The organism is Peribacillus frigoritolerans, assembly GCF_030676415.1.
Classification (GTDB): Bacteria; Bacillota; Bacilli; order Bacillales; family DSM-1321; genus Peribacillus; species Peribacillus frigoritolerans_A.
Window position 1 is genome coordinate 24127 of sequence record NZ_JAUUTW010000007.1, and the last position, 19347, is coordinate 43473.

The following is a 19347-nucleotide window of genomic DNA, read 5'->3' on the forward strand; positions in this document are numbered from 1 at the left end:
GGATTTTTTAGGCAATATTCGTTTATAATTTTTCTATATTACCACTGCCATGATGTTTCTACATACTACCTAAATGGGAAAGAAAACGAAAAAGGAGCGTGTGAAGTTTATGACAGAATTAATGAAAAACAAAGTTGCCATCATTACCGGTGGAGGATCGGGAATTGGCCGGGGGGCCGCACTGAAACTAGCTGAAAACGGCGCGAACATCATCTTTTTTGACCGTACAGTCGAAAACGCCGAAAAAGTGAAGGAAGAAGTGGAAAACCTTGGTCGAGAGGCTTTAATCATTAAAACGGATGTTTCCAAGGCTGAGCAAGTTGAACATGCCTACAAGACGGCCTATGAACATTTTGGGAAAATTGATTTTGTATTCGCAAACGCAGGCATTAACGGAGTGATTGCCCCTATAGAAGATATAAAGCCAGAAGATTGGGATCAGACACATACCATCAACCTCAAAGGCACCTTTCTCACCATCAAATACGCCATTCCTTACATGAAGGAAACGGGTGGCAGCATCGTAATCAACAGCTCCATCAATGGAAACCGATATTTCAAGAATTTTGGTTTTTCCGCTTATAGTTCATCCAAAGCCGGTCAAGTCGCTTTTGGGAAAATGGCTGCACTCGAATTAGCAAGATATAAAATCAGGGTAAATACCATTTGTCCCGGCTCCATCGATACGAACATTCACGATAACACATTTCCGGAAGATGAAAACTTAAAAAAAATCAGCATTCCCATTGAATATCCGGAAGGCTCTCAGCCCCTGGCTAAGAAAGCGGGGACAACCGAACAAGCTGGTGATCTCGTATTGTTTCTAGCATCAGACATGTCTTCCCATGTAACGGGAACGGAAGTTTATATCGATGGAGCAGAATCACTATTATGATTCATGCCTACGCCCTTAAAGGAAAAAGCTGAAATCCACATTAGGATTCAGCTTTTCCTTATTAAGCAACTCGCCTTAACCCACGACGGGCAAGGAGTAAATAAGCGCACATGGCGATGACATGACAACTTACCATCACAATTCCCATCGGCAAAGGTGACTCACCTGAACCTAATCCCACCAAGGGAGCCATTAGTGATCCTAATATGAAGGGAAGCAGACCAATTAAAGCCGAAGCACTGCCTGCTGTTTTTTTCTGATTTTGCATCGCTAAAGAAAAACTCGTTGTACCGACAATACCTACGCTGGAGATGGAGAGGAATAAAGCGACCAAGATTCCTGCCAACCCAATTTCGAGAAGGACTGAGGCAAGAAGTAATATTCCCCCAAACAAAGCTAGAAATAATCCCATTTGAAGCAGGTTTTCTTCTTTAACCTTCCCTGCCAGCTTCCCGGCAACTTGTGAAGCGATGATGATCCCAATTCCGTTTATTGCAAAAATCAGGCTGAAGGTCTGTGGGGAAACCCCATAAATGTTCTGGAGAACAAAAGGCGATCCGGAAATATAAGCGAACATAGCGGCACTTATGAATCCTTGAGAAAAAGCATAGCCCATAAACACACGATCCTTCAATAAGTTCCCAAAAGTCCTGATCGTATCATTCACCCCACCTGCACTCCTTAGATTAGACGATAAAGTTTCTTTTATCCCAAAAAATGCAGCCGCAACCATAATGATACTTAATACTGAAATGACAATGAAAACTCCCCGCCAAGAAGTGAACTGCAAAAGTTGACCACCAAAAACCGGAGCCAATATCGGTGCCGCCCCATTCACCAGCATTAACATGGAGAAGAACTTAGTCAAATCCGTTCCGGAAAAAAGGTCACGAACTATGGCCCTTGAAATGACAATGCCTCCCGCTCCCGCAATACCTTGGATAAAACGTAATAATAAAAGCAATTCAATGGTTGGAGCAAAAGCGCATAACAGAGATGAAATGCAATAAATGGATAAAGATATGATTAACGGTGTCCGCCTTCCTTTCGCATCACTTAGCGGCCCTAAATAAATTTGGCCTAAAGCCAATCCTAACAAGCAGGCCGTCAAGCTCAGCTGCGCTAAAGACGTACTGCTATTCAGATCCTCCGCCAGTGTTGGGAGACCCGGTAAATACATATCAAGTGACAGTGGTCCAATCGCTGCAAAAGACCCCAGCATAAGAGCCATCAACAGCCTTTTGGATTTAGTCATTTCGTTGCCTGAAGATATCGTTTCCTTCATTTCAATCATTATTACCCCTATCCCTTTCAACTAATTGTTTTTCCTAAATAAAACTCGACTTTCTTTATTTTACAAAAGATCCGAACAATTTACGATAAGTATGCTTCCCTTGAATTGGATTCTTACCTCCAGCACTACATGCTTCAAAACTCGGAAATCTTCTAAAAAGGACAAATCATATATCAGGAAATATATTTGAGGATCTACGAACCAAAGAAAAACTATTAAGGAGCCAAACAATTCCCCATAAAAAATGACCCCATTTTGGAGTCATTTCACACTTTAGACAAACTCGAAGAAAAGCGAGTTTGCCTAAAGTTTTTTCTTAGAAACATTAAGGTGATTTCAGAAATCCGCCCCCTTTCTGCCGACCGTCTGCCAAGCCTCCTCGCCGCAAGCGCCTGCGGGGTCTCAGCTAGCCAGTTACTCGGCAGGAGTGTCGCAAATTTCTTTTATCTAATGAGGTTTTATCCTATATAAAAAATTAATGCATGAAGGATAACCAAGTCTTCTTTTAAAATCATGGTTCTGGATTAGACCATTCCGAGCCCCATTATAGGGTCATTTTGATTTATTCAACAATACTAAATTACGAGGAGTATCACCAGATAATCCCTCCAACAAGTTTTGTACAGCAAGAGTTGCCATTTTCAATCTTGTGGCAATACTAGCACTCCCGATATGCGGTAATGTAACCACATTGGGCAATGTTAGCAGCGGGTGATCCACAGGGACGGGCTCTTCTTCGAATACATCCAATCCAGCCGCCCAAATCTCTCGATTTTCCAGCGCCTGGTACAACGCTTTTTCATCAATAATCCCGCCTCTCGCGGTATTTATGAGCACAGCCGTCCCTTTCATTAAGTCCAGCTGCTCCTTGCCAATCATATAAGCGGTTTCCGGTGTGAGCGGCAGCATGACACAAACGAAATCCGAGATTTGGAGCAACTTTTCAAGGGGCTGATATTCGATTCCTAATTCTTTTTCCTGTTCATATTTACGGCTTCGATTAAAATAAACTAAGTTCATATCAAATCCCTTAGCTCTTTTTGCAAGGGCTTCCCCAATCCTGCCTAACCCGATGATACCCAGCGTTGCACCGTGGACATCTTGTCCGGTCAGCTGCATCGGCGACCATGTTTCCCATCTTCCACTCCTTAAATAAGCTTCTGCCTCCATCATCCTTCTTGCCGTTGCAAGCAGTAAGCCAAAGGTTAAATCAGCTGTCGTTTCCGTTAAAACCCCCGGTGTGTTCGTTACCATGATGCCCCGTTTTGTTGCACTTTGAACATCAATATTATTATGGCCCACAGCCATATTCGCGATGATTTTCAGATTAGGTGCCTGCTCAATCAGTGACTCATCGATTTTTTCCGTCAATAAGCAAAGCAGCCCCTCGACTTCTTTCATTTCTTCTTCAAGGACTTCTCTAGGGACCGGTATATCCTCTTGATCCCACATCCTGACATCATAATTCCGACTAAGACCTTCGATAATTTGTTCTGGCAATTTCCTTGTGATATAAATTTTTGGCTTCAAACCATAACCTCCTATACCGTTTCGTTCCATGCAACGCATTCTTGCACCATTCGTCGCCTTCAGTTTTCCTTACACAATAATTAATTAAAAGAATATTGGCTAAATTACTGGCTTGTTTATTCAATTTTAAAATAAACTAGATAAATAGACCATCCATTTCCAATCAATCTTACTATTAAATTTCTCGATTGCCTGGAAGCTTCCGCTTGACAGTTTCAGTTCATTCAACTAATCATAGAATAATAACCCTTTAAATCTATTCGGTCATTAGTAATTTCGCAATTTTCGAGATGAAGTTTATCTCGATTTAGGAGGATATGGGACGTTCATGAAAACGAATACAACATTTAAAATTTATCCAATTATAGCTCCAAGCGCTTTATCTTTAAAAAGTATAAACTTTTATTTAGTTAAACAGGATGAATCTTTAACATTAGTCGATGCAGGTATGAATGATGACGTCTGCTGGAATGCACTGCTGCAAACATTAAACGAAAATGGATTTGCCTTTGGAGATATAACGGAAATTTTATTAACCCATCACCATGGAGACCATGTTGGTTTGGTCAACCGGATTACCGAACTCCATCCGATTCCCGTTTATGCCCATTCTAAATCCATTCCCCGTTTAAAAAGGGACCCTGACTTCTTAAGTATGAGAATTGAATTTTATAAGCAGCTTTACCATGAGATGGGCTGTGGTGAACTTGGAGATAAACAAGTGGCTTACCTATTCAACGCGGTCGATAATAATAAAGATCAGAAATTGAATGGTGACATCATCGCTATCACGGAAAAACAATGGCTGAATTTTGAAGTGATCGAATTTCCAGGGCATGCCCCGGATCAAATTGCATTCCTTGACCAAGAAGGAAAACGGCTTCTTGCCGGTGATTTATTGATTGAACATATATCAAGCAATGCCTTGATCGAACCTGATGACAACGGTAATAGGATGCTGACTCTTGTAGATCATATCGAATCATTAAAACGATGTTTAGCATTACAAGTGAATCTCCTCTTTCCTGGTCATGGTAACATCATTGAACAACCTGGTCTTCTGATTGAAAAAAGGCTCAACAGCATAGAGAGAAAATCACAAAAAATCCTGGCCTTGATAGAATCTGGAATTTCTACAGGCAATGAACTGGCAAAGGAATTTTACAAACAAAAGTATATATCAGAATTCCCGCTCGTCATGTCAGAAATCATCGGCCATTTGGATTATTTAGAATATCAGGGGAAGGTCAAGAAACAACTCATCGAAAATGTAGTTCATTATCAAGCTAAATGACATCAAAAAAGGCTGAAATTGATATTGTCCCCACTAAGTGGAAAGTGTAAAAGGCTACGGGATAATCCGTAGATGATACACTCCCACTTGGAGAGGGCTTTTACTACGTCTAGAAAAAATATGTAAATCGCTTGAATCTAAAATACATAGGCCTATTTGGGTGTTTTAATTAATCGAACAGGAAAACGATTAGACAATGAAGAATGCATTATCTGAATATTACATATTTTCAGAATAGGGGAATGAATGTGAAAAGGAAATTTTTAAAGGTTTTAAGTTCAACAGTCGTAGCTGCAACATTACTTGGCCCAAATGTCAGCTTAGCTGAAAGAGGACCAAATACGACAGGCGGAACGAATCTTTCTACCGAAGCATTCCTAAATTATGACGAACTTGTAAAAGAATTAAATCAACTTGAGCAAGCGAGTGCAGGGAAAGTAAAGGTAGAAGTGGCCGGAAAAACGAATCAGGGTCGTTCCATTCAAAAAGTGACTGTCGGTCATGGTGACAAAGTCGTTCTTATTCAAAGTGAAATTCATGGAAATGAAAAAACAGGAACTGTCGCGTTATTGAACATTCTTAAAAACCTTGGTCAAAGTAACTCACCTGAGGTAAAGAAAGTGCTTGATGAACTAACCATTGTTGCTATTCCAATGATGAACGTAGACGGCTCAGAGCTTGATCGTCGTGGAAATGAGATGACATGGTCTGAGGTTGTAGGGAAATTCCCCCAACTTTCTAATGTCAAACCTACTTGGAACTATTACACTACTCCAAGATCAGGAGACGACTATGCCAGCAAACCGGGATTTGATGTTAATCGTGACTTCAATCCTGACCTAAATTATGTGCCAAAGCCTCAAGATTTCCCGGGGGCTTCTGAAAAGCCGGGCTGGTTTATTACACCCGAAGCGCAAACGGTACGTGACACATATAAAGGGTTAAAATCGAAATTCGGGAAAGTGGATGTTTTTATCGATCTTCATCACCAAGGGTTCCCCTATATCGAAGGAACTGATGAGCGTGCAACTATGTCAATATCAGGAAAATTCGTTCCTAACCCAAGCACTCCAGAAGGTGCTAAATATGCAGAGTATGCAGATAATTTTAAATATGATTTCTCGCGTCAGTTGACACTAACTGCGTATAACGCACTGCAAGCAAAAGGGAATTCAGTTTTTACAAATATTTCATTATACGATCAATCTATTGACCTGCCAGGAACTGCTTTAGGGACGTTTGCTTTAAACGGAAGTGGGACGGTTCTATTTGAAGTTAGTGGTCAAACACAAAACTTTGGGCAAAAAGAGAATGGCCAGCTCGTAAAAACGGTGGAAACGGGGCTAATGGGTATTATCAATGGTGTAACAGATGGATCGGTTCATAATCTTAATCCATCAGACTATGAAAAAATTCCTGAAAGTTCATCTATACCCGGAATCTAGTCAATTTTGAAACTTAATTGTAAAGGGGGCTTGTCCGCCATCTGGCGCCGGTTGAATATCGAAGCCAGATGGCAGCACAGCCTTTTTTAGTTGTCTATTTGACAGGGGTAAGTCCATATCCAATTAAAGATTTCAGCCTTTCCTTGCTGACGAAACTCACACACATACTACAACCTCTCTGGAAAAAATGCCTTTCCTGGCCACACAGCGATCAGCAATTTCAAATCCTGCTTCTTTAATCATATGATCCATCGTGTCGATCGTTACGACGACGACCTTGTCAGCAAAGCCCCTCGCATGTTTAAGGATCGATAGCTGATCTTCCGGAGTCGCATGTGTATATAAATTGTAAGGCATATCGATAATCGCTACATCATATTTACTGGTGACCTCCGAAATCGGACCTGTAGTTACATCACCTTCAAGTCCGAAATAGGCAATGTTCTCCCTAGAACCGTCGGTAACAAGCGGGTTGATATCCCGGCCAACAATATTGATCCCCATCGACAGGGCTTCTACCAATACCGTTCCAATTCCGCAGCATGGATCAATTGCCTTCACTCCATCCGGATGCGGAACGGCTATGTTGGCAATGGCCCTCGCCACTCTTGTGCTCAGCGCTGTTGAATATTCACGGGGCTTCTTCATATGTTTTAACCAAACCGCTTCAGGTTTGATATACTTCCCAAAATACCAACGTCCGCCAAGGGTCACGATTCCAAAGATCTGATCAGGATTACGTACATCGGCATTCCCCTGAATGTGCCAGCCAATCTCCCGTTCAATTTCACGCTGTCCATCATAATCTATTTTTACTTCTTTATTCAGATCGTTAATTTTCACGAATAATACTTTGAACGTCGAATCAGGCAAATGAATACCCTTCACTTGCTCAACGATTTCGGATATGCTTTCCCCTTCAAACATGACGTCGACCCGTCCTTTTATAAAAGGGCTCCTGCTCGGTTCAATTGCTATATCACTTTTCAAAATATTTCCTGAAGTCTCAAAGCCAAAGAACGAGCGCATCTCCATTTTAGATAATGAGCGTTCGTCAGGGCTGCATGTAAACGTATATATATATGCCGGTATGCGGCTATGATTAGTCAATCCATTCCCATCCTTCATTACTTTAGATTATATCTTTCTATCAAACATAGCTGTAATAGTAGAGAAAAGCAAATGGAATCGTGCAGAAAAAAGCAGGAATGCTTTTCTTTCAACACTCCTGCTGTTATGTTTCAATGTTCCATCACTAAAGGAAGTGAATTATTAATCCAATTTATGCAGCCGGCTATTTATATACTTTGCACGGGCCTCAATGAATTTCAGGATGAATTCGGGCTCATCATCAAATTTCACCTTGTTTCCCTTGATATATGGATCTTTTGAAACATAAGGTCTTATTTGATCATGTATTTCCTGAATGATAGGTTTCATATAGCCAACGTTAAAATGATAGTTCAAAATCTCCTTAAGAAGTTCTTGGTATCGGACACGAAATTCCCTTACATCAAGGATTCTAGCAGTCAATGTATTGAATCCCTCGATTCCCACATAATCCTCTTTCATCACTTTCCCGTTAACATCCCTGCCCCATGTCGCATCATAATCCCATGGAATCATTTCAAAGAGTCCAGTATCTCCATTTCGATACAAGGCATAGTTATGAACGAACCCATCATAGTTTTGCGTGAATATGACACCGGCCAGCCAGCGAAGGTACTTTTCCACATCGACATATTTTACGATTTCCTTTTTAAAATCCACTCTTGAAGTTGTATTGATTTGAATGATCAACTCTTGTAAATATAATTCATCCTTTGCTGTCCCGCATTTTTTTTGATATCCCATCTCCAATGATTTTTTGATTCCTTTATCCAAATCGCTCATCAATGAGAAATTGGCATCACCATCCACTGCATAGAAAATGGACCCCTTGGGCAGCCCCCTTTTCTTCAAATAATATTCATCCACCGATTCCAATTCCAGGTATATCCCTTCATCCTTCCCGTTCAGATTCAAGAAAACGAACTGGGAATTCGGTGATAAAGTGCCTATATCCGCAAAAAAGTCTAAAGATAATTTATTTCTTAGCAAAGATTTATCTTTATATTCGGCATTTAAATGAACTTCCTTGGCATTCTTAAATGTATTAGGTTTATAAAAGACTATATTATAGGATTTTTTGCGAAAACCGCGGATATGTGAGCCACGGTAAACAATATCGATATCAAGTTTTTTTCTGTTAAGTGTTAACTTTGCCGGTAAAGGATCATTGCACCATATATCTCTGCGAAGTTCCATCAAATGAACTGGTGGAATAAAAAGCTGGTACACAGGAAGCTTCTTGTCAGAATTCATATACCCCTTCCCTTTCACTTTCCTATTAAATTATGGAAAAAAAGCGGAGGGTGTCACCAAAAAAAACACTATTTTTAAAAATATCGGGAATTACCTTTAGCACATCACGTACAAGCAACATAGTTTAATGTATAGAAAGGGGGATTATATATGTCAGACATCATTCGTGACATACAGAATGCGGTAGATAGAGCCAACTCCATGGGATTAAGCGATTTCATGTTTAAGGACCCACATTCAAAAGGCCGATCTTCACGTACAAGCAACAAAAAAAGGCGCTCTACTTCCAGCACTAAACGTTGCATGGGCAGGAATCGGTCCACTCGTGGTACTCAAATGCGCACGAGTAGGTCCACTTGCCGTACGCAAAGGCGCACGAGCAGGAATCGGTCCACTTGCGGTACTCAAAGGGGTTCTTGCTGGAAACGATCCACTTCCGGCACTCAAAGGGGTTCTTGCTGGAAGCGGAGATCAACATGCAGCAGACAAAGGCGCACCAGCAGAAACCGGTGTTCCACCAACCACTGCAGGTGGCACTGCTGCAATAACTTTCGCAATAAACGGAAATGGTGCTTCTAGTTTCATGGATCCGTTTTAATGCACAATAAATATTTTTTTACTGGTTATTAAGCTTTACTGTAACGTCCAATTTCTATATAAAAACACCAAAACTCGTCGTATAATGGCGAGTTTTGTGTTTTTATAATTATCACGATCGGTTATATCCATCCAAATGTCCCCTTAAACAATAAAAACACTGCCATTATAATGAGAGTGGACAATTTAGTATCGGAAATATTATTTTAAAGATATTTTACCGTTCATTAAATTTGCTGAAGACTGAGAAATACTCATCAATCGGTCGAAAATATCAAACAATGCTTTCGCCATAAATATTTGAACCACTATTAAAAGGCTTATAATGGTAAAAGTGTTATTTTAAAGGATCTATCCTCGAATAATTTAGACCTCTCTACAGTATGTTGCCTTAGAATGGACATTTGCTTTAGCAGTTAAACTAATATAAATATCATACTACCTAAAACTGTTAGTCCAACTCTAGCATAATCCTGTTGAAGCCAAACCAGCAGCGGGTTAAAATCAATTCCACTAATATTTTCATTAAATCCGCAGCTCCATCATTTATTTGCCATGTACCTGAACCTAAAAGGATCCTACCCTCTTACATACGGTAGGATCCTTCCAATTTCGCTTATTTAACGGAGACCAATTCGAATTGTGCATACACATCCTTCAGCCCTGCTTGAATGGCTTGACCAGCCTTCCCACGATAATGCATTTGTACCCGATCAATCAATTCTTCGATACCATCTTTCAGGCAATAACCGCGCAGCAGTTGACGAATGAATTCCCTGCCATGTTCTGTAGCAAGTGTACAGGAGGCCTCGACTATTACTCCATATTTAAAGTCAAGCTCTACTGTGATCGTGATCGAATCGTATATATTTCTCGCTGCCATCCCTTGTGGAAGTTTTGCATGCCCTGCAATAAAGTATGTGTTCATCATCTGATCTCCTCTATCTATAGTTAATGTACGGAAACTTGCTCGAAGGGCCATGCAGGCAATTGCTTACGAAGCTCTTTATCTTGTCTGTAGCCAAGTGCGTATTCACCCTGCATTACAGTATGAATCTCACGGGTTCCTTCGTATATGACCGGAGCTTTTGAATTCCGCAGAAAACGTTCCACTGGATATTCATCCGAGTAGCCATAGGCACCATGAATTTGAACAGCATCATTGGCCGCTTCGTTAGCAGCATTACATGATATCCACTTGGCAAGTGATGTTTCCTTCGTATTCCTTTTTCCTTGATTTTTTAAGGTACCCGCTTTAAAGACCAGCAATCTTGAAATCTCTAAATTTGCTGTCATCTTGGCAATCATTTGTTGAACGAGCTGATGCCTGCCAATCTCTTTTCCGAAGGTACTTCGTTCATGGCAATACTTCAAGCTTGCTTCCAGGCTTGCTTCTATTAATCCTACAGCACCTGCGGCCACTGTAAAACGGCCGCTGTCCAATGCCGACATGGAAATTTTAAAGCCTTCTCCTTCTTCACCAAGCCTATTCTCCACCGGAACTTTTACATCCGTTAAAAAGATTTCACCTGTATTCCCGGCGCGAATACCCAATTTCCCTTTAATGGCTTTCGACTCCACTCCCTCGAAAGTCCGTTCCACAATAAAAGCAGTGATTCCCCTTGAACCGGCATCATGATCCGTCTTGGCGAAAATGAGGAAATGATCTGCATAATCACATAGCGAAATCCATGTTTTTGACCCGTTCAAGATATAATGGTCCCCAACACGTTTTGCCGTTGATTTCATTGCCGCAACATCAGACCCTGCATTCGGTTCGGTCAGCCCAAAAGCGCCAATCTTGATCCCTTTTGCCTGCGGTACTAAATATTTCTGTTTTTGTTCTTCCGTCCCCCATTGCAGCAGGGTCATGCTATTCAACCCTGTATGTACAGAAACTGCAGTTCGGTAAGCCGTATCGCCTCGCTCCAACTCTTCACAGACGATGGCCAGGGTATTATAATCCATTCCGACTCCACCATACTCTTCGGGTATACAAACGCCCATCAACTGCAATTCCGCTAACCTTTTTAAAATATGTGGCTGGAATTGACCTTGCCTATCCCACTCTTGAATATATGGGATAATTTCCTTATCCACAAATTTCCTTACCACTTTCTTCACACTTTGCTGCTCTTCTGTTAATTCGAAATTCATCATTAAAATTCCTCCTAAATAATTTCATTTTCCTTGAATTTGCTTATTTGGTCTGGACTATATCCAATTTCAGCCAAAATTGAATCGGTATGCTCACCATACAGCGGCGGATGCTTTCTCATCGTAACCGGCGTTTTTGAAAGGTTCAGGGGCGATCCCGTCACTCTAAGATCTTCGATTGTGGGATGTTCCATGTTCACCAACATACCTCTTGCGATGATTTGTGGATCCTCGAACATCTCGGCGATATCATTAATCGGGCCATTGGGTATCCCTGCATCATCAAATAGCCTTTTCCATTCTTTCTTTGTCTTTCCTTTCAACAAATCCTCTATTATCGGTATTAATTCTCCCTTATTCAGCAAACGTTTTTCATTATGCTTAAACTGTTCCTGCTCGGCTAAATCAGGTCTGCCTATAACGGTTGAAAATCTTCGGAACTGATCATCATTTCCTACAGCCACGACAAGCTCTCCATCCCTTGTCCGGAACGTCTGGTATGGAACGATATTTGGATGTTGGTTTCCCATTCGTTCAGGGGTCAAGCCACTGAATAAATAGTTGCTGGCGACATTCACCAATGAAGAAACCTGACAATCCATTAACGATATATCAATTTCCTGGCCTTCCCCCGCTTTATCCCTATGATGTAAAGCGGATAAAATGCCAATGCATGTATACAAGCCAGTCAATATGTCAGCTATGGCCACTCCGACCTTTACGGGGCTTCCATCTTTTTCTCCTGTGATGCTCATCAAACCACTCATCGCTTGAATGATATAATCATAGCCAGGCAAATCTTTATAAGGACCGGTTAAACCAAATCCCGTAATCGAGGCCATGATCAGTTTGGGGTTCCATTCCTTTAAATCTTCATAACCTAACCCCATTTTTTCCAATGTACCAGTCTTGAAATTTTGAATCACTATATCCCCTGAAGCCACTAACTTCCGGAAAATCTCTTTCCCTTGTTCGGATTTTAAATTCAGGGTCATGCTTTGCTTATTTCGATTGGCACATAAATAGTAAGCGCTTTCCCCTCGGGCGAATGGCGGACCCCACCCTCTCGTTTCATCACCTGATTCATGATGCTCGATTTTAATTACTTCCGCACCCAAATCACCGAGAATCATTGAACAAAACGGCCCCGCCAATACACGGGATACATCGATAATCCTGACTCCTTCCAAAGCTCCATTCATATCATCACCCCTTTCAAACTGTCGGGATACACAAAAAAGAGCCAGTAAAACCAACAATGTCATTACATTGAATGTTTCACTGACCCTTATCCACGAACTGTCTTCCTGCAAAGGAAGATCAAGTGAACCAAGTCAATTTTTATGGATTCCAGTTTTATGACAAGCCGGCCATGCAACAAGGTAACTTGTTGTCATCGGTTTGGTAAATTAAGTATAGTTCCTTTTTTTGAATTTTACAATAATTTTGTTTATGTGTTTTTATTACTTCCACTAAAATATTCTTTAGATTGCTTTCCGTTTAATAACCATGTCGAAAAAATACATCCAGGACCCCCTCAATCCATAGTGATCGGAATTGCCTTTATTCGTGAGGCATGTGATGATTGAATATGCATAGCTGTCAATATATGAATTTTTCATACTATCAAATTATCGCTCGACAGACACGGAAAGATTAAAAGGAGATGGCGGTATGGACAATAAAAAAACGGAAATAATCGAAGCGATCAAGAAATACCACACAATTATCATTCATCGTCATGTTAATCCGGATCCGGATGCATTGGGATCACAAATTGGTTTAAAGAAGTTATTGAAGCTCTCCTACCCTTCTAAAGAAGTCTATGCGGTAGGCCAGGAAGTGGATAATCTTCAATTCATTGGTGAAATGGATGTCATTTCCGATAACAAATACAAAGGTGCCTTAGTGATTGTTTGTGATACTGCCAACATTTCACGGACCAGTGATTCCCGCTATGATCAGGGGGACATGCTGATCAAAATTGACCACCACCCTGAATACGAACAATTCGGTGACCTTTCTTGGGTCGACCCCTCTTATAGTTCTGCAAGTGAAATGCTTGTTGATTTATTCTTGGAATTTCCAGAAGACTTTATCATGAATAAAGAAGCGGCTAAATCCTTTTATGCTGGAATGCTTAGTGATACAGGGAATTTCATGAATGGGAATACAACTCCCAGGACATTAAAAATGGTTTCTCACTTAAGAACTTATAATATTCAGCCAGAAAGAATCCATAACAGCCTTAATATAAAGACGAAAAACGCTTCGAGACTTCAAAAAGACATTCTCATGAGCTTCAAGGTAACCGATAAAGGGGTAGCTTACTTCATTATTACGGAGGATCTGTTAAATATGTATGGCGTGGATCGACTCGAAGCTTCGAATTTAGTTAATACGCTATCAAGTGTCAGGGGCAACAAAATCTGGGCTTTCTTCATCGAATATCCTTCTGAAATCCGTGTCAGGATACGTTCACGGAATATTCCCATCGATTCAGTCGCACGTCAATTCAACGGAGGAGGACATTCACTGGCTTCAGGCGCTACCATCCATTCCTGGGAAGAGGTTGATCATGTTATCCAAGCATTGGATCAAGTCTGTCCATAACAGGGAGTCCATGACCTGCCGTGTTTATATGTATGATTATATTCCCAGGCCAATACACTGAAATAATCCGGTCTCTACCGGATTATTCCGACCTCTACTGGATTAATTCGACCTTGACCTGATTACAAAAAAAACGCCAAAGCCAGGGTGGCTGAGGCGCTTGCTTGTTTCAATTTATTTGGACACTTCTTCAAGAATTGATAAATCGATCATGCCTTTTATATCATTGCTAGGGATATAACCTGCTTCCTTGCTTATGTCGGCCATTTCTTGAATGATTTGCTCATTAACTTCAGTTGTCACTTCAAGGCGTGAAAATGCTGAAGCCACTTCTTCTTTACTTAATTCTTTTCCAGTCAGTTCCTTCAAATGCTTAATAACCAGTTCTTGGCTTTCTTCAGGGTTGTCCTGTATAAACTTCACCGCTTTTTCATGCGCTTTCAAATAAGAAGGAGCGAGCCCCTTTTTATCCAAGAACTTCTGGCTTGCAGCCACTACCGTGTTAGGTGAATCTTTTCCCCATGCAAATTGATCCCAGTCAAGCACTAACTTTCCTTTTGCCTGGTTTTCCAATACATAACCCCATGGTTCCTGAGTTGCTGCTGCATCTACAGACTTTTGGACAAAAAGGGCCGTTGTATCAGCAGGTGCTGCCGCATACAGCTCAACTGTCCCCCCATTTGTAGTCGGTTTTAAGTCAACATCTTGAAGGGCCTTCCTAAGCATGACATCCTGTGTGCTTCCAATGACGGGAATCGCTACCTTTTTACCGTCCAAATCTTTTAAATCCGTAACCTTGCTGCCCTCGCTAGCCACAAGTACGGCACCTCCATTAACAGCTCCAGAGATCAGGTGGTATTCAGGGTTTTTTACATAAAAGTTAAGCAACGGACCAGGTCCGACCGTTCCGACATCAATGGCGTTTGTAGCCATTGCTTCCATGAATAATCCGCCATTGGCCACTGTTTTGGTTTCAATCTTAACATCTTTACCGAACTCTTCTTCGAAAAAGCCTTTTTCAAGTGCAATGATCGTTGCACTGTGAGTTAAGTTAGGAAAATACCCAATTTTCACGGATTTTTCCCCCGAACCTCCTCCTTCTTCATCATTACTGCTGGATTGAGTGCATCCGCTTACTATTCCGATTAACAATACAGACAGAATAAGGGCAAAAAATGATTTTTTCAGCATATTTTTCTCTCCTTTTGAACTATTATTTTATTAAACTACCGTTGATTGACTCCCCATTTCAGTTGAACATTACGTTCAAGGCGGGAGAAGACAACATTATCCACGATTGTTCCGATGATTGCGATTATGATCATCACCGAGATGACCAAATCCATTTGTCCCAGTGATCTGCCCATTTCCAGCAATTGTCCAAGACCGCCTCCCCCGCCAAGTAATTCACCTGCCATCAATGCACGCCAGGAGAAGGCCCATGCAATTCGGAGACCGGATATTATTTGCGGGACGGATGCTGGTAAAATCACGGTGCGAAGGAAATGAAATCCTGTCGATCCATATGTTTTGGCAACCCGCTGATACAACTGGGGTACATTCCGGAAGCCACTGGTTGCATTAACCGTCATCGTCCAAGTTGCGCCGATGGTGACGATAAAGAGAATCGAAAAATCATTCAATCCAAACCAAATGATCGCTAAAGGGAACCACACGATACTCGGGATGGACTGTAATGCCGTCACGACGAATCCTAAAGTGTCTTCAACCAATTTAAAGCGCCAAATGAAATATCCTAATATTAGACCTACTATAATGGCAATCGTAAAGCCGATCAGGATACGGCCAAGGCTTTTTCCGATGGCTTCAGTTATTTGTCCGCTCATCAGTCCATTAAACAGAGTTTCCAAAACCTGAGTCAGGCTTGGGAACATGAATTCCGGAAGACTGGAAAGTCTAGATGTGACTTCCCATATCCCCGCTATCATCGCGATGAATATGATTCGTCTTAAAGCTGTAATCATTCCCCATTTCCTCCTTCAGCACTTTTTCAATTTCCTCCTGTAAAATCGATAGAACCCTTTGTTCGGTATGCAAAGTTACACTATCCGGCATAACTCCATCTTTCATGGAAGGGACGGAAATCGTCTCTTTAATTTTCCCGGGACGGGTTGCAAAGACGATAATTTTTTCAGAAAGCTGAACAGCCTCACGAATATTATGGGTAACGAAAAAGATTGTCACTTTAGTTTTTCTCCAGATTTCGAGCAGCTCTTTATGCAAGACCATCCTCGTTTGCTCATCCAGCGCAGAGAATGGCTCATCCATCAACAGGATATCAGGTTCCATCACCAACGCTCTTGCGATGGCTACCCTTTGTTTCATGCCCCCTGAGAGTTGATGTGGATAGGAGTCAACATATCGGCTGAGGTGAACCATCTTTAAAATGTCCAATGCCTTGGCTCTAGCCTCTTCATTGGGAATTTTCTTTAACTTCAATCCGTATGTAACATTTTCAAGAACCGTCAACCAAGGAAATAACCCCGCCTCTTGAAACACGACGACCCGTTCCGGACCTGGCTTCACCACTTTTTTCCCAGCTACACGTATTTCACCTACATCTGCCTTATCAAGGCCGGCAATCAGATAAAGGAGTGTGGATTTTCCACATCCTGAAGGGCCGACGATCGAAACGAAGCTTCCTTTCTCGACCTCTATGTTTATCTTATCGAGCACCTTTATGCTTTCTTTCTTTTCATTCTTAAAACTTTTTTCAATGCCATCTATTGTTAAATACATAAAGTCACCCCACTTTTATATCGCATCGATTTACTAAACATTATTTCTTAATAATGATTAATCCAATGGTTTTTGTCAACTATAAAAATGCAAAAATTCTAATTTGTCGGTATCTTTCTATTCAACTGTCAATGTATTGATAAATATTCCAAACTTATATAAAAATACATATGGACAAATTCCATTTAGCAAATAAAAAACCTGAGCCCATTCTAAGGGTTCAGGCTAATTTTGAGTATCCATTTTTAAATTTAGTAAACCGAAGTCACTAGCACTTTTTCAATGACCTTAAAAAATCCTGCTTCCATACAATTTATCCTTCATCTTTTGTGTCCTTGCATGCAGAGGTTTTTTCAAAATGATACCTAAGATCAGCGTGATTATGAAAAAGAGAATCAAGATGAAAATGTCCTTGCCAGCTACGCTCCAAGTTATTCCCCCAACTGATTCACGAAGTAAACCCACAGCATAGGTGAATGGAAAAAAAGGGTTAATGTGTTGAAAAAAGGTCGGTGTGACTTGAATGGGGAAGGTGCCGCCTGAACTTGATATTTGAAGGACCATCAAGACGACGCTTATCCCTTTTCCAACATTTCCAAGAACGGAAACCAAGGTGTAGACAATAAGTGTAAATACTGTACTTATCAGAACAGAAAACAGGATGTACTCAAATTTATCCGCTACATAAACACCGATAAGGGTGATATTCCCAATGGAAACACTAAGTGCCTGCATTACCCCAATGATGAAAAATATAAGATACCGCCCGATATAAATTTGATAAGGGCTGTAGACTTTTTGAGAAACACCCACGCTAAGCATGGAAATCAATATTGTACCGCCGACCCACAGGGAAAGTGCAGTAAAGAAAGGAGACATGGCGGATCCATAGTTCGGAATCGGAAAGAGACTGTGTTTATTGAGCAGCACTGGTTCTGAAAAAAATTCACTCTCTTGTTCGATATCATTCCTTAGGAAATCGATCACTTCTTCCATATTATAAGACTTATCGATTTCCCTCATTTTAGCAGCTAGCGCCTTTATTTTCGTTGCGATTTCCGGAAACTTATTCTGTAACTTATCGATATCCCCTGTACGTGTTTCCAATGTTCGATTGGTCTCATTCAACAGCGTCCTCACCTCAGGAAGAACCTTGGTGCCCTCCTCCATCGTAAGCTGGACATTATTCAATATTGATTCCGTTTCACTCCAGATTTCATTGAATTTTGGTCCTGTTTCCTTGGAATAGCTTTCCTGGAATCTTGCCAAGACTTGATCATTGTTCCCGCCAAGTTCGATAAGATTGCCGAAGGCTCTGTTATTCAGCGCTTGAAGTTGGTTCGAAGCATTATTCCTTAGTTCATCAACTAGCTGTATTTCTGGCTGAAGCAAGTTTTTCTCATTAAATTGATTGACTCTTACCAATAAATTATACATACTGTCCAAAAGGTACAACTCTTTATTTATCCTCGTTACCCCTTGTTCAACTAGCTGATCGGACTCATCGCCAGGCAGCCCCTGACCCGTTAACCGGTTCGCAAGCACTAAAACGGATTCATTATCGCTCCTGATGTTCGCAATATCATTTTTCAAAAGGGGTTTGATTCCTTCGAATGCCTGCCTGGTTGAATCTACATAACTAGAAACGTCCGATACCAATTTGTCCTTCTGCGACGTTATTCCTTCTATTGAATCCAGACCATCATTGACCCTCTTAATGATTTCTTCAGCCTTTTTAACATGTGTTTGAACGGTTTTGATATTTTGTTCAAGCTCAGGCAGTTCACCCTCTAATAAATACACCATATTCTTCATTTTTTGAATGGTCGGCAACTCGTTTTGCAAGGTGATTCCCAGTTCATTAAAGATTGCAAGGATACTCCCACTGGCCGATTTGATAAAGCTTTTGCTCACATTATCCACTATGCTGTTGGCACCCGCTGCCGTAATTTTAGGAGCAATGGAATTGATTTTTTCATTAACATAGTAATCAATCTCCGCCTTCTTAGGGTCATCGGTCATGATTGTCGCAATATGTTCGGAAAAGTTCTCCGGAATGATGATGGATGCATAATAATCCCCCTTTTCCACCTTTGCAATCGCCGCTTTTTCCGAAGTGAATCTCCAGCCTAAACCCTTATTCTCCTTTAACCCCTCTATGACTTCCTTGCCTATGTTCACGGCTTCGCCATTTAACTCCGCACCTTTATCATTATTGGCAACACCTACAAGAATTCCTTCCGTATTTGCATACGGGTCCCAAGATGCGACAATATTAAACCACGCATAAATGGAAGGGATGAACATGAGAAAAACTACTACGATACAAACAAAGAAATTTTTATAAATGCTTTTTAAATCGTCAATGAAAATTTCCCGAATATTTCTCAAAACATCC

Annotated in this window: 16 protein-coding genes and 1 pseudogene; 6 read left to right on the forward strand and 11 right to left on the reverse strand. The window is 41.0% G+C overall.

Annotated features, from left to right (window positions below):
* Positions 1-109: 109 nt before the first annotated feature.
* Positions 110-895 carry an SDR family oxidoreductase gene (locus Q8G36_RS08825; protein ID WP_305159815.1) on the forward strand — a complete coding sequence of 262 codons (786 nt, stop codon included), beginning with the start codon at positions 110-112 and terminating at the stop codon, positions 893-895.
* 61 nt (positions 896-956) lie between these two features.
* Here Q8G36_RS08825 and Q8G36_RS08830 read toward each other — a convergent pair whose 3' ends face one another.
* Together Q8G36_RS08830 and Q8G36_RS08835 are read right to left on the reverse strand one after the other, a co-directional pair.
* A complete protein-coding gene (locus tag Q8G36_RS08830) occupies positions 957-2180 on the reverse strand; it encodes a multidrug effflux MFS transporter (RefSeq protein ID WP_305159838.1) in 1224 nt (407 codons plus the stop codon).
* 561 nt (positions 2181-2741) lie between these two features.
* Positions 2742-3719 (reverse strand): 2-hydroxyacid dehydrogenase, encoded by a 978-nt coding sequence (locus Q8G36_RS08835; RefSeq protein ID WP_305159814.1) that lies wholly within the window; start codon positions 3717-3719, stop codon positions 2742-2744.
* A gap of 328 nt (positions 3720-4047) precedes the next feature.
* Between Q8G36_RS08835 and Q8G36_RS08840 the strand changes: the two genes are divergently transcribed.
* Together Q8G36_RS08840 and Q8G36_RS08845 are read left to right on the forward strand one after the other, a co-directional pair.
* The gene (locus Q8G36_RS08840; RefSeq protein WP_305159813.1) at positions 4048-5013 is read left to right on the forward strand and encodes an MBL fold metallo-hydrolase; all 966 of its coding nucleotides are present in this window, start codon (positions 4048-4050) and stop codon (positions 5011-5013) included.
* A 248-nt stretch (positions 5014-5261) separates the two neighbouring features.
* Complete coding sequence (locus Q8G36_RS08845; RefSeq protein WP_305159812.1) at positions 5262-6458, forward strand: M14 family metallopeptidase; 1197 nt, start codon at positions 5262-5264, stop codon at positions 6456-6458.
* A 156-nt stretch (positions 6459-6614) separates the two neighbouring features.
* On the opposite strand, the gene Q8G36_RS08850 is transcribed toward Q8G36_RS08845, so the two are convergent.
* Together Q8G36_RS08850 and Q8G36_RS08855 are read right to left on the reverse strand one after the other, a co-directional pair.
* Complete coding sequence (locus Q8G36_RS08850; RefSeq protein WP_305159811.1) at positions 6615-7568, reverse strand: TRM11 family SAM-dependent methyltransferase; 954 nt, start codon at positions 7566-7568, stop codon at positions 6615-6617.
* A gap of 162 nt (positions 7569-7730) precedes the next feature.
* Positions 7731-8822 carry a CotH kinase family protein gene (locus tag Q8G36_RS08855; protein ID WP_305159810.1) on the reverse strand — a complete coding sequence of 364 codons (1092 nt, stop codon included), beginning with the start codon at positions 8820-8822 and terminating at the stop codon, positions 7731-7733.
* Between the two features lie 150 nt (positions 8823-8972).
* On the opposite strand from Q8G36_RS08855, the pseudogene Q8G36_RS29155 reads away from it, so the two are divergent.
* A pseudogene (locus tag Q8G36_RS29155) lies at positions 8973-9050 on the forward strand (CotG/ExsB N-terminal domain-containing protein); the annotation flags it as partial.
* Positions 9051-9147: 97 nt separating this feature from the next.
* Entirely contained in the window at positions 9148-9420 is a 273-nt protein-coding gene (locus Q8G36_RS08860; protein ID WP_305159809.1) for a hypothetical protein, read from the forward strand.
* Positions 9421-10035: 615 nt separating this feature from the next.
* On the opposite strand, the gene Q8G36_RS08865 is transcribed toward Q8G36_RS08860, so the two are convergent.
* The 3 genes from Q8G36_RS08865 to Q8G36_RS08875 are packed head-to-tail and all read right to left on the reverse strand — an operon-like array spanning position 10036 to position 12778.
* Positions 10036-10347: a DUF3870 domain-containing protein gene (locus Q8G36_RS08865; protein ID WP_048682993.1), complete on the reverse strand. Its 312-nt coding sequence runs from the start codon at positions 10345-10347 to the stop codon at positions 10036-10038.
* A 23-nt stretch (positions 10348-10370) separates the two neighbouring features.
* Positions 10371-11576, reverse strand: a complete 1206-nt coding sequence (locus tag Q8G36_RS08870; RefSeq protein ID WP_054400504.1) for an acyl-CoA dehydrogenase family protein — start codon at positions 11574-11576, stop codon at positions 10371-10373.
* 14 nt (positions 11577-11590) lie between these two features.
* Positions 11591-12778 carry a CaiB/BaiF CoA transferase family protein gene (locus tag Q8G36_RS08875; protein WP_305159808.1) on the reverse strand — a complete coding sequence of 396 codons (1188 nt, stop codon included), beginning with the start codon at positions 12776-12778 and terminating at the stop codon, positions 11591-11593.
* 472 nt (positions 12779-13250) lie between these two features.
* On the opposite strand from Q8G36_RS08875, the gene Q8G36_RS08880 reads away from it, so the two are divergent.
* Entirely contained in the window at positions 13251-14189 is a 939-nt protein-coding gene (locus tag Q8G36_RS08880) for a DHH family phosphoesterase (RefSeq protein ID WP_305159807.1), read from the forward strand.
* 174 nt (positions 14190-14363) lie between these two features.
* Here Q8G36_RS08880 and Q8G36_RS08885 read toward each other — a convergent pair whose 3' ends face one another.
* The 4 genes from Q8G36_RS08885 to Q8G36_RS08900 form a co-directional block, all read right to left on the reverse strand.
* Positions 14364-15380: an aliphatic sulfonate ABC transporter substrate-binding protein gene (locus tag Q8G36_RS08885; RefSeq protein ID WP_305159806.1), complete on the reverse strand. Its 1017-nt coding sequence runs from the start codon at positions 15378-15380 to the stop codon at positions 14364-14366.
* A 35-nt stretch (positions 15381-15415) separates the two neighbouring features.
* On the reverse strand, positions 15416-16174 hold the full coding sequence (locus tag Q8G36_RS08890; protein WP_063232113.1) for an ABC transporter permease: 759 nt from the start codon (positions 16172-16174) through the stop codon (positions 15416-15418).
* Positions 16107-16949: an ABC transporter ATP-binding protein gene (locus Q8G36_RS08895; protein WP_305159805.1), complete on the reverse strand. Its 843-nt coding sequence runs from the start codon at positions 16947-16949 to the stop codon at positions 16107-16109. Before Q8G36_RS08895 ends, Q8G36_RS08890 begins: the two co-directional genes overlap by 68 nt.
* A 288-nt stretch (positions 16950-17237) precedes the next feature.
* Positions 17238-19340, reverse strand: a complete 2103-nt coding sequence (locus Q8G36_RS08900; protein WP_305159804.1) for a YhgE/Pip domain-containing protein — start codon at positions 19338-19340, stop codon at positions 17238-17240.
* Between the last annotated feature and the right edge of the window lie 7 nt (positions 19341-19347).

Excerpts from the sequence above, each read along its gene's own strand:
- Q8G36_RS08825 (WP_305159815.1), top strand. The coding sequence starts at position 110 with ATGACAGAATTAATGAAAAACAAAGTTGCCATCATTACCGGTGGAGGA.
- Q8G36_RS08830 (WP_305159838.1), bottom strand. The coding sequence starts at position 2,180 with ATGAAGGAAACGATATCTTCAGGCAACGAAATGACTAAATCCAAAAGG.
- Q8G36_RS08840 (WP_305159813.1), top strand. The coding sequence starts at position 4,048 with ATGAAAACGAATACAACATTTAAAATTTATCCAATTATAGCTCCAAGC.
- Q8G36_RS08855 (WP_305159810.1), bottom strand. The coding sequence starts at position 8,822 with ATGAATTCTGACAAGAAGCTTCCTGTGTACCAGCTTTTTATTCCACCA.
- Q8G36_RS08865 (WP_048682993.1), bottom strand. The coding sequence starts at position 10,347 with ATGAACACATACTTTATTGCAGGGCATGCAAAACTTCCACAAGGGATG.
- Q8G36_RS08870 (WP_054400504.1), bottom strand. The coding sequence starts at position 11,576 with ATGAATTTCGAATTAACAGAAGAGCAGCAAAGTGTGAAGAAAGTGGTA.
- Q8G36_RS08875 (WP_305159808.1), bottom strand. The coding sequence starts at position 12,778 with ATGAATGGAGCTTTGGAAGGAGTCAGGATTATCGATGTATCCCGTGTA.
- Q8G36_RS08880 (WP_305159807.1), top strand. The coding sequence starts at position 13,251 with ATGGACAATAAAAAAACGGAAATAATCGAAGCGATCAAGAAATACCAC.
- Q8G36_RS08885 (WP_305159806.1), bottom strand. The coding sequence starts at position 15,380 with ATGCTGAAAAAATCATTTTTTGCCCTTATTCTGTCTGTATTGTTAATC.
- Q8G36_RS08890 (WP_063232113.1), bottom strand. The coding sequence starts at position 16,174 with ATGATTACAGCTTTAAGACGAATCATATTCATCGCGATGATAGCGGGG.
- Q8G36_RS08895 (WP_305159805.1), bottom strand. The coding sequence starts at position 16,949 with ATGTATTTAACAATAGATGGCATTGAAAAAAGTTTTAAGAATGAAAAG.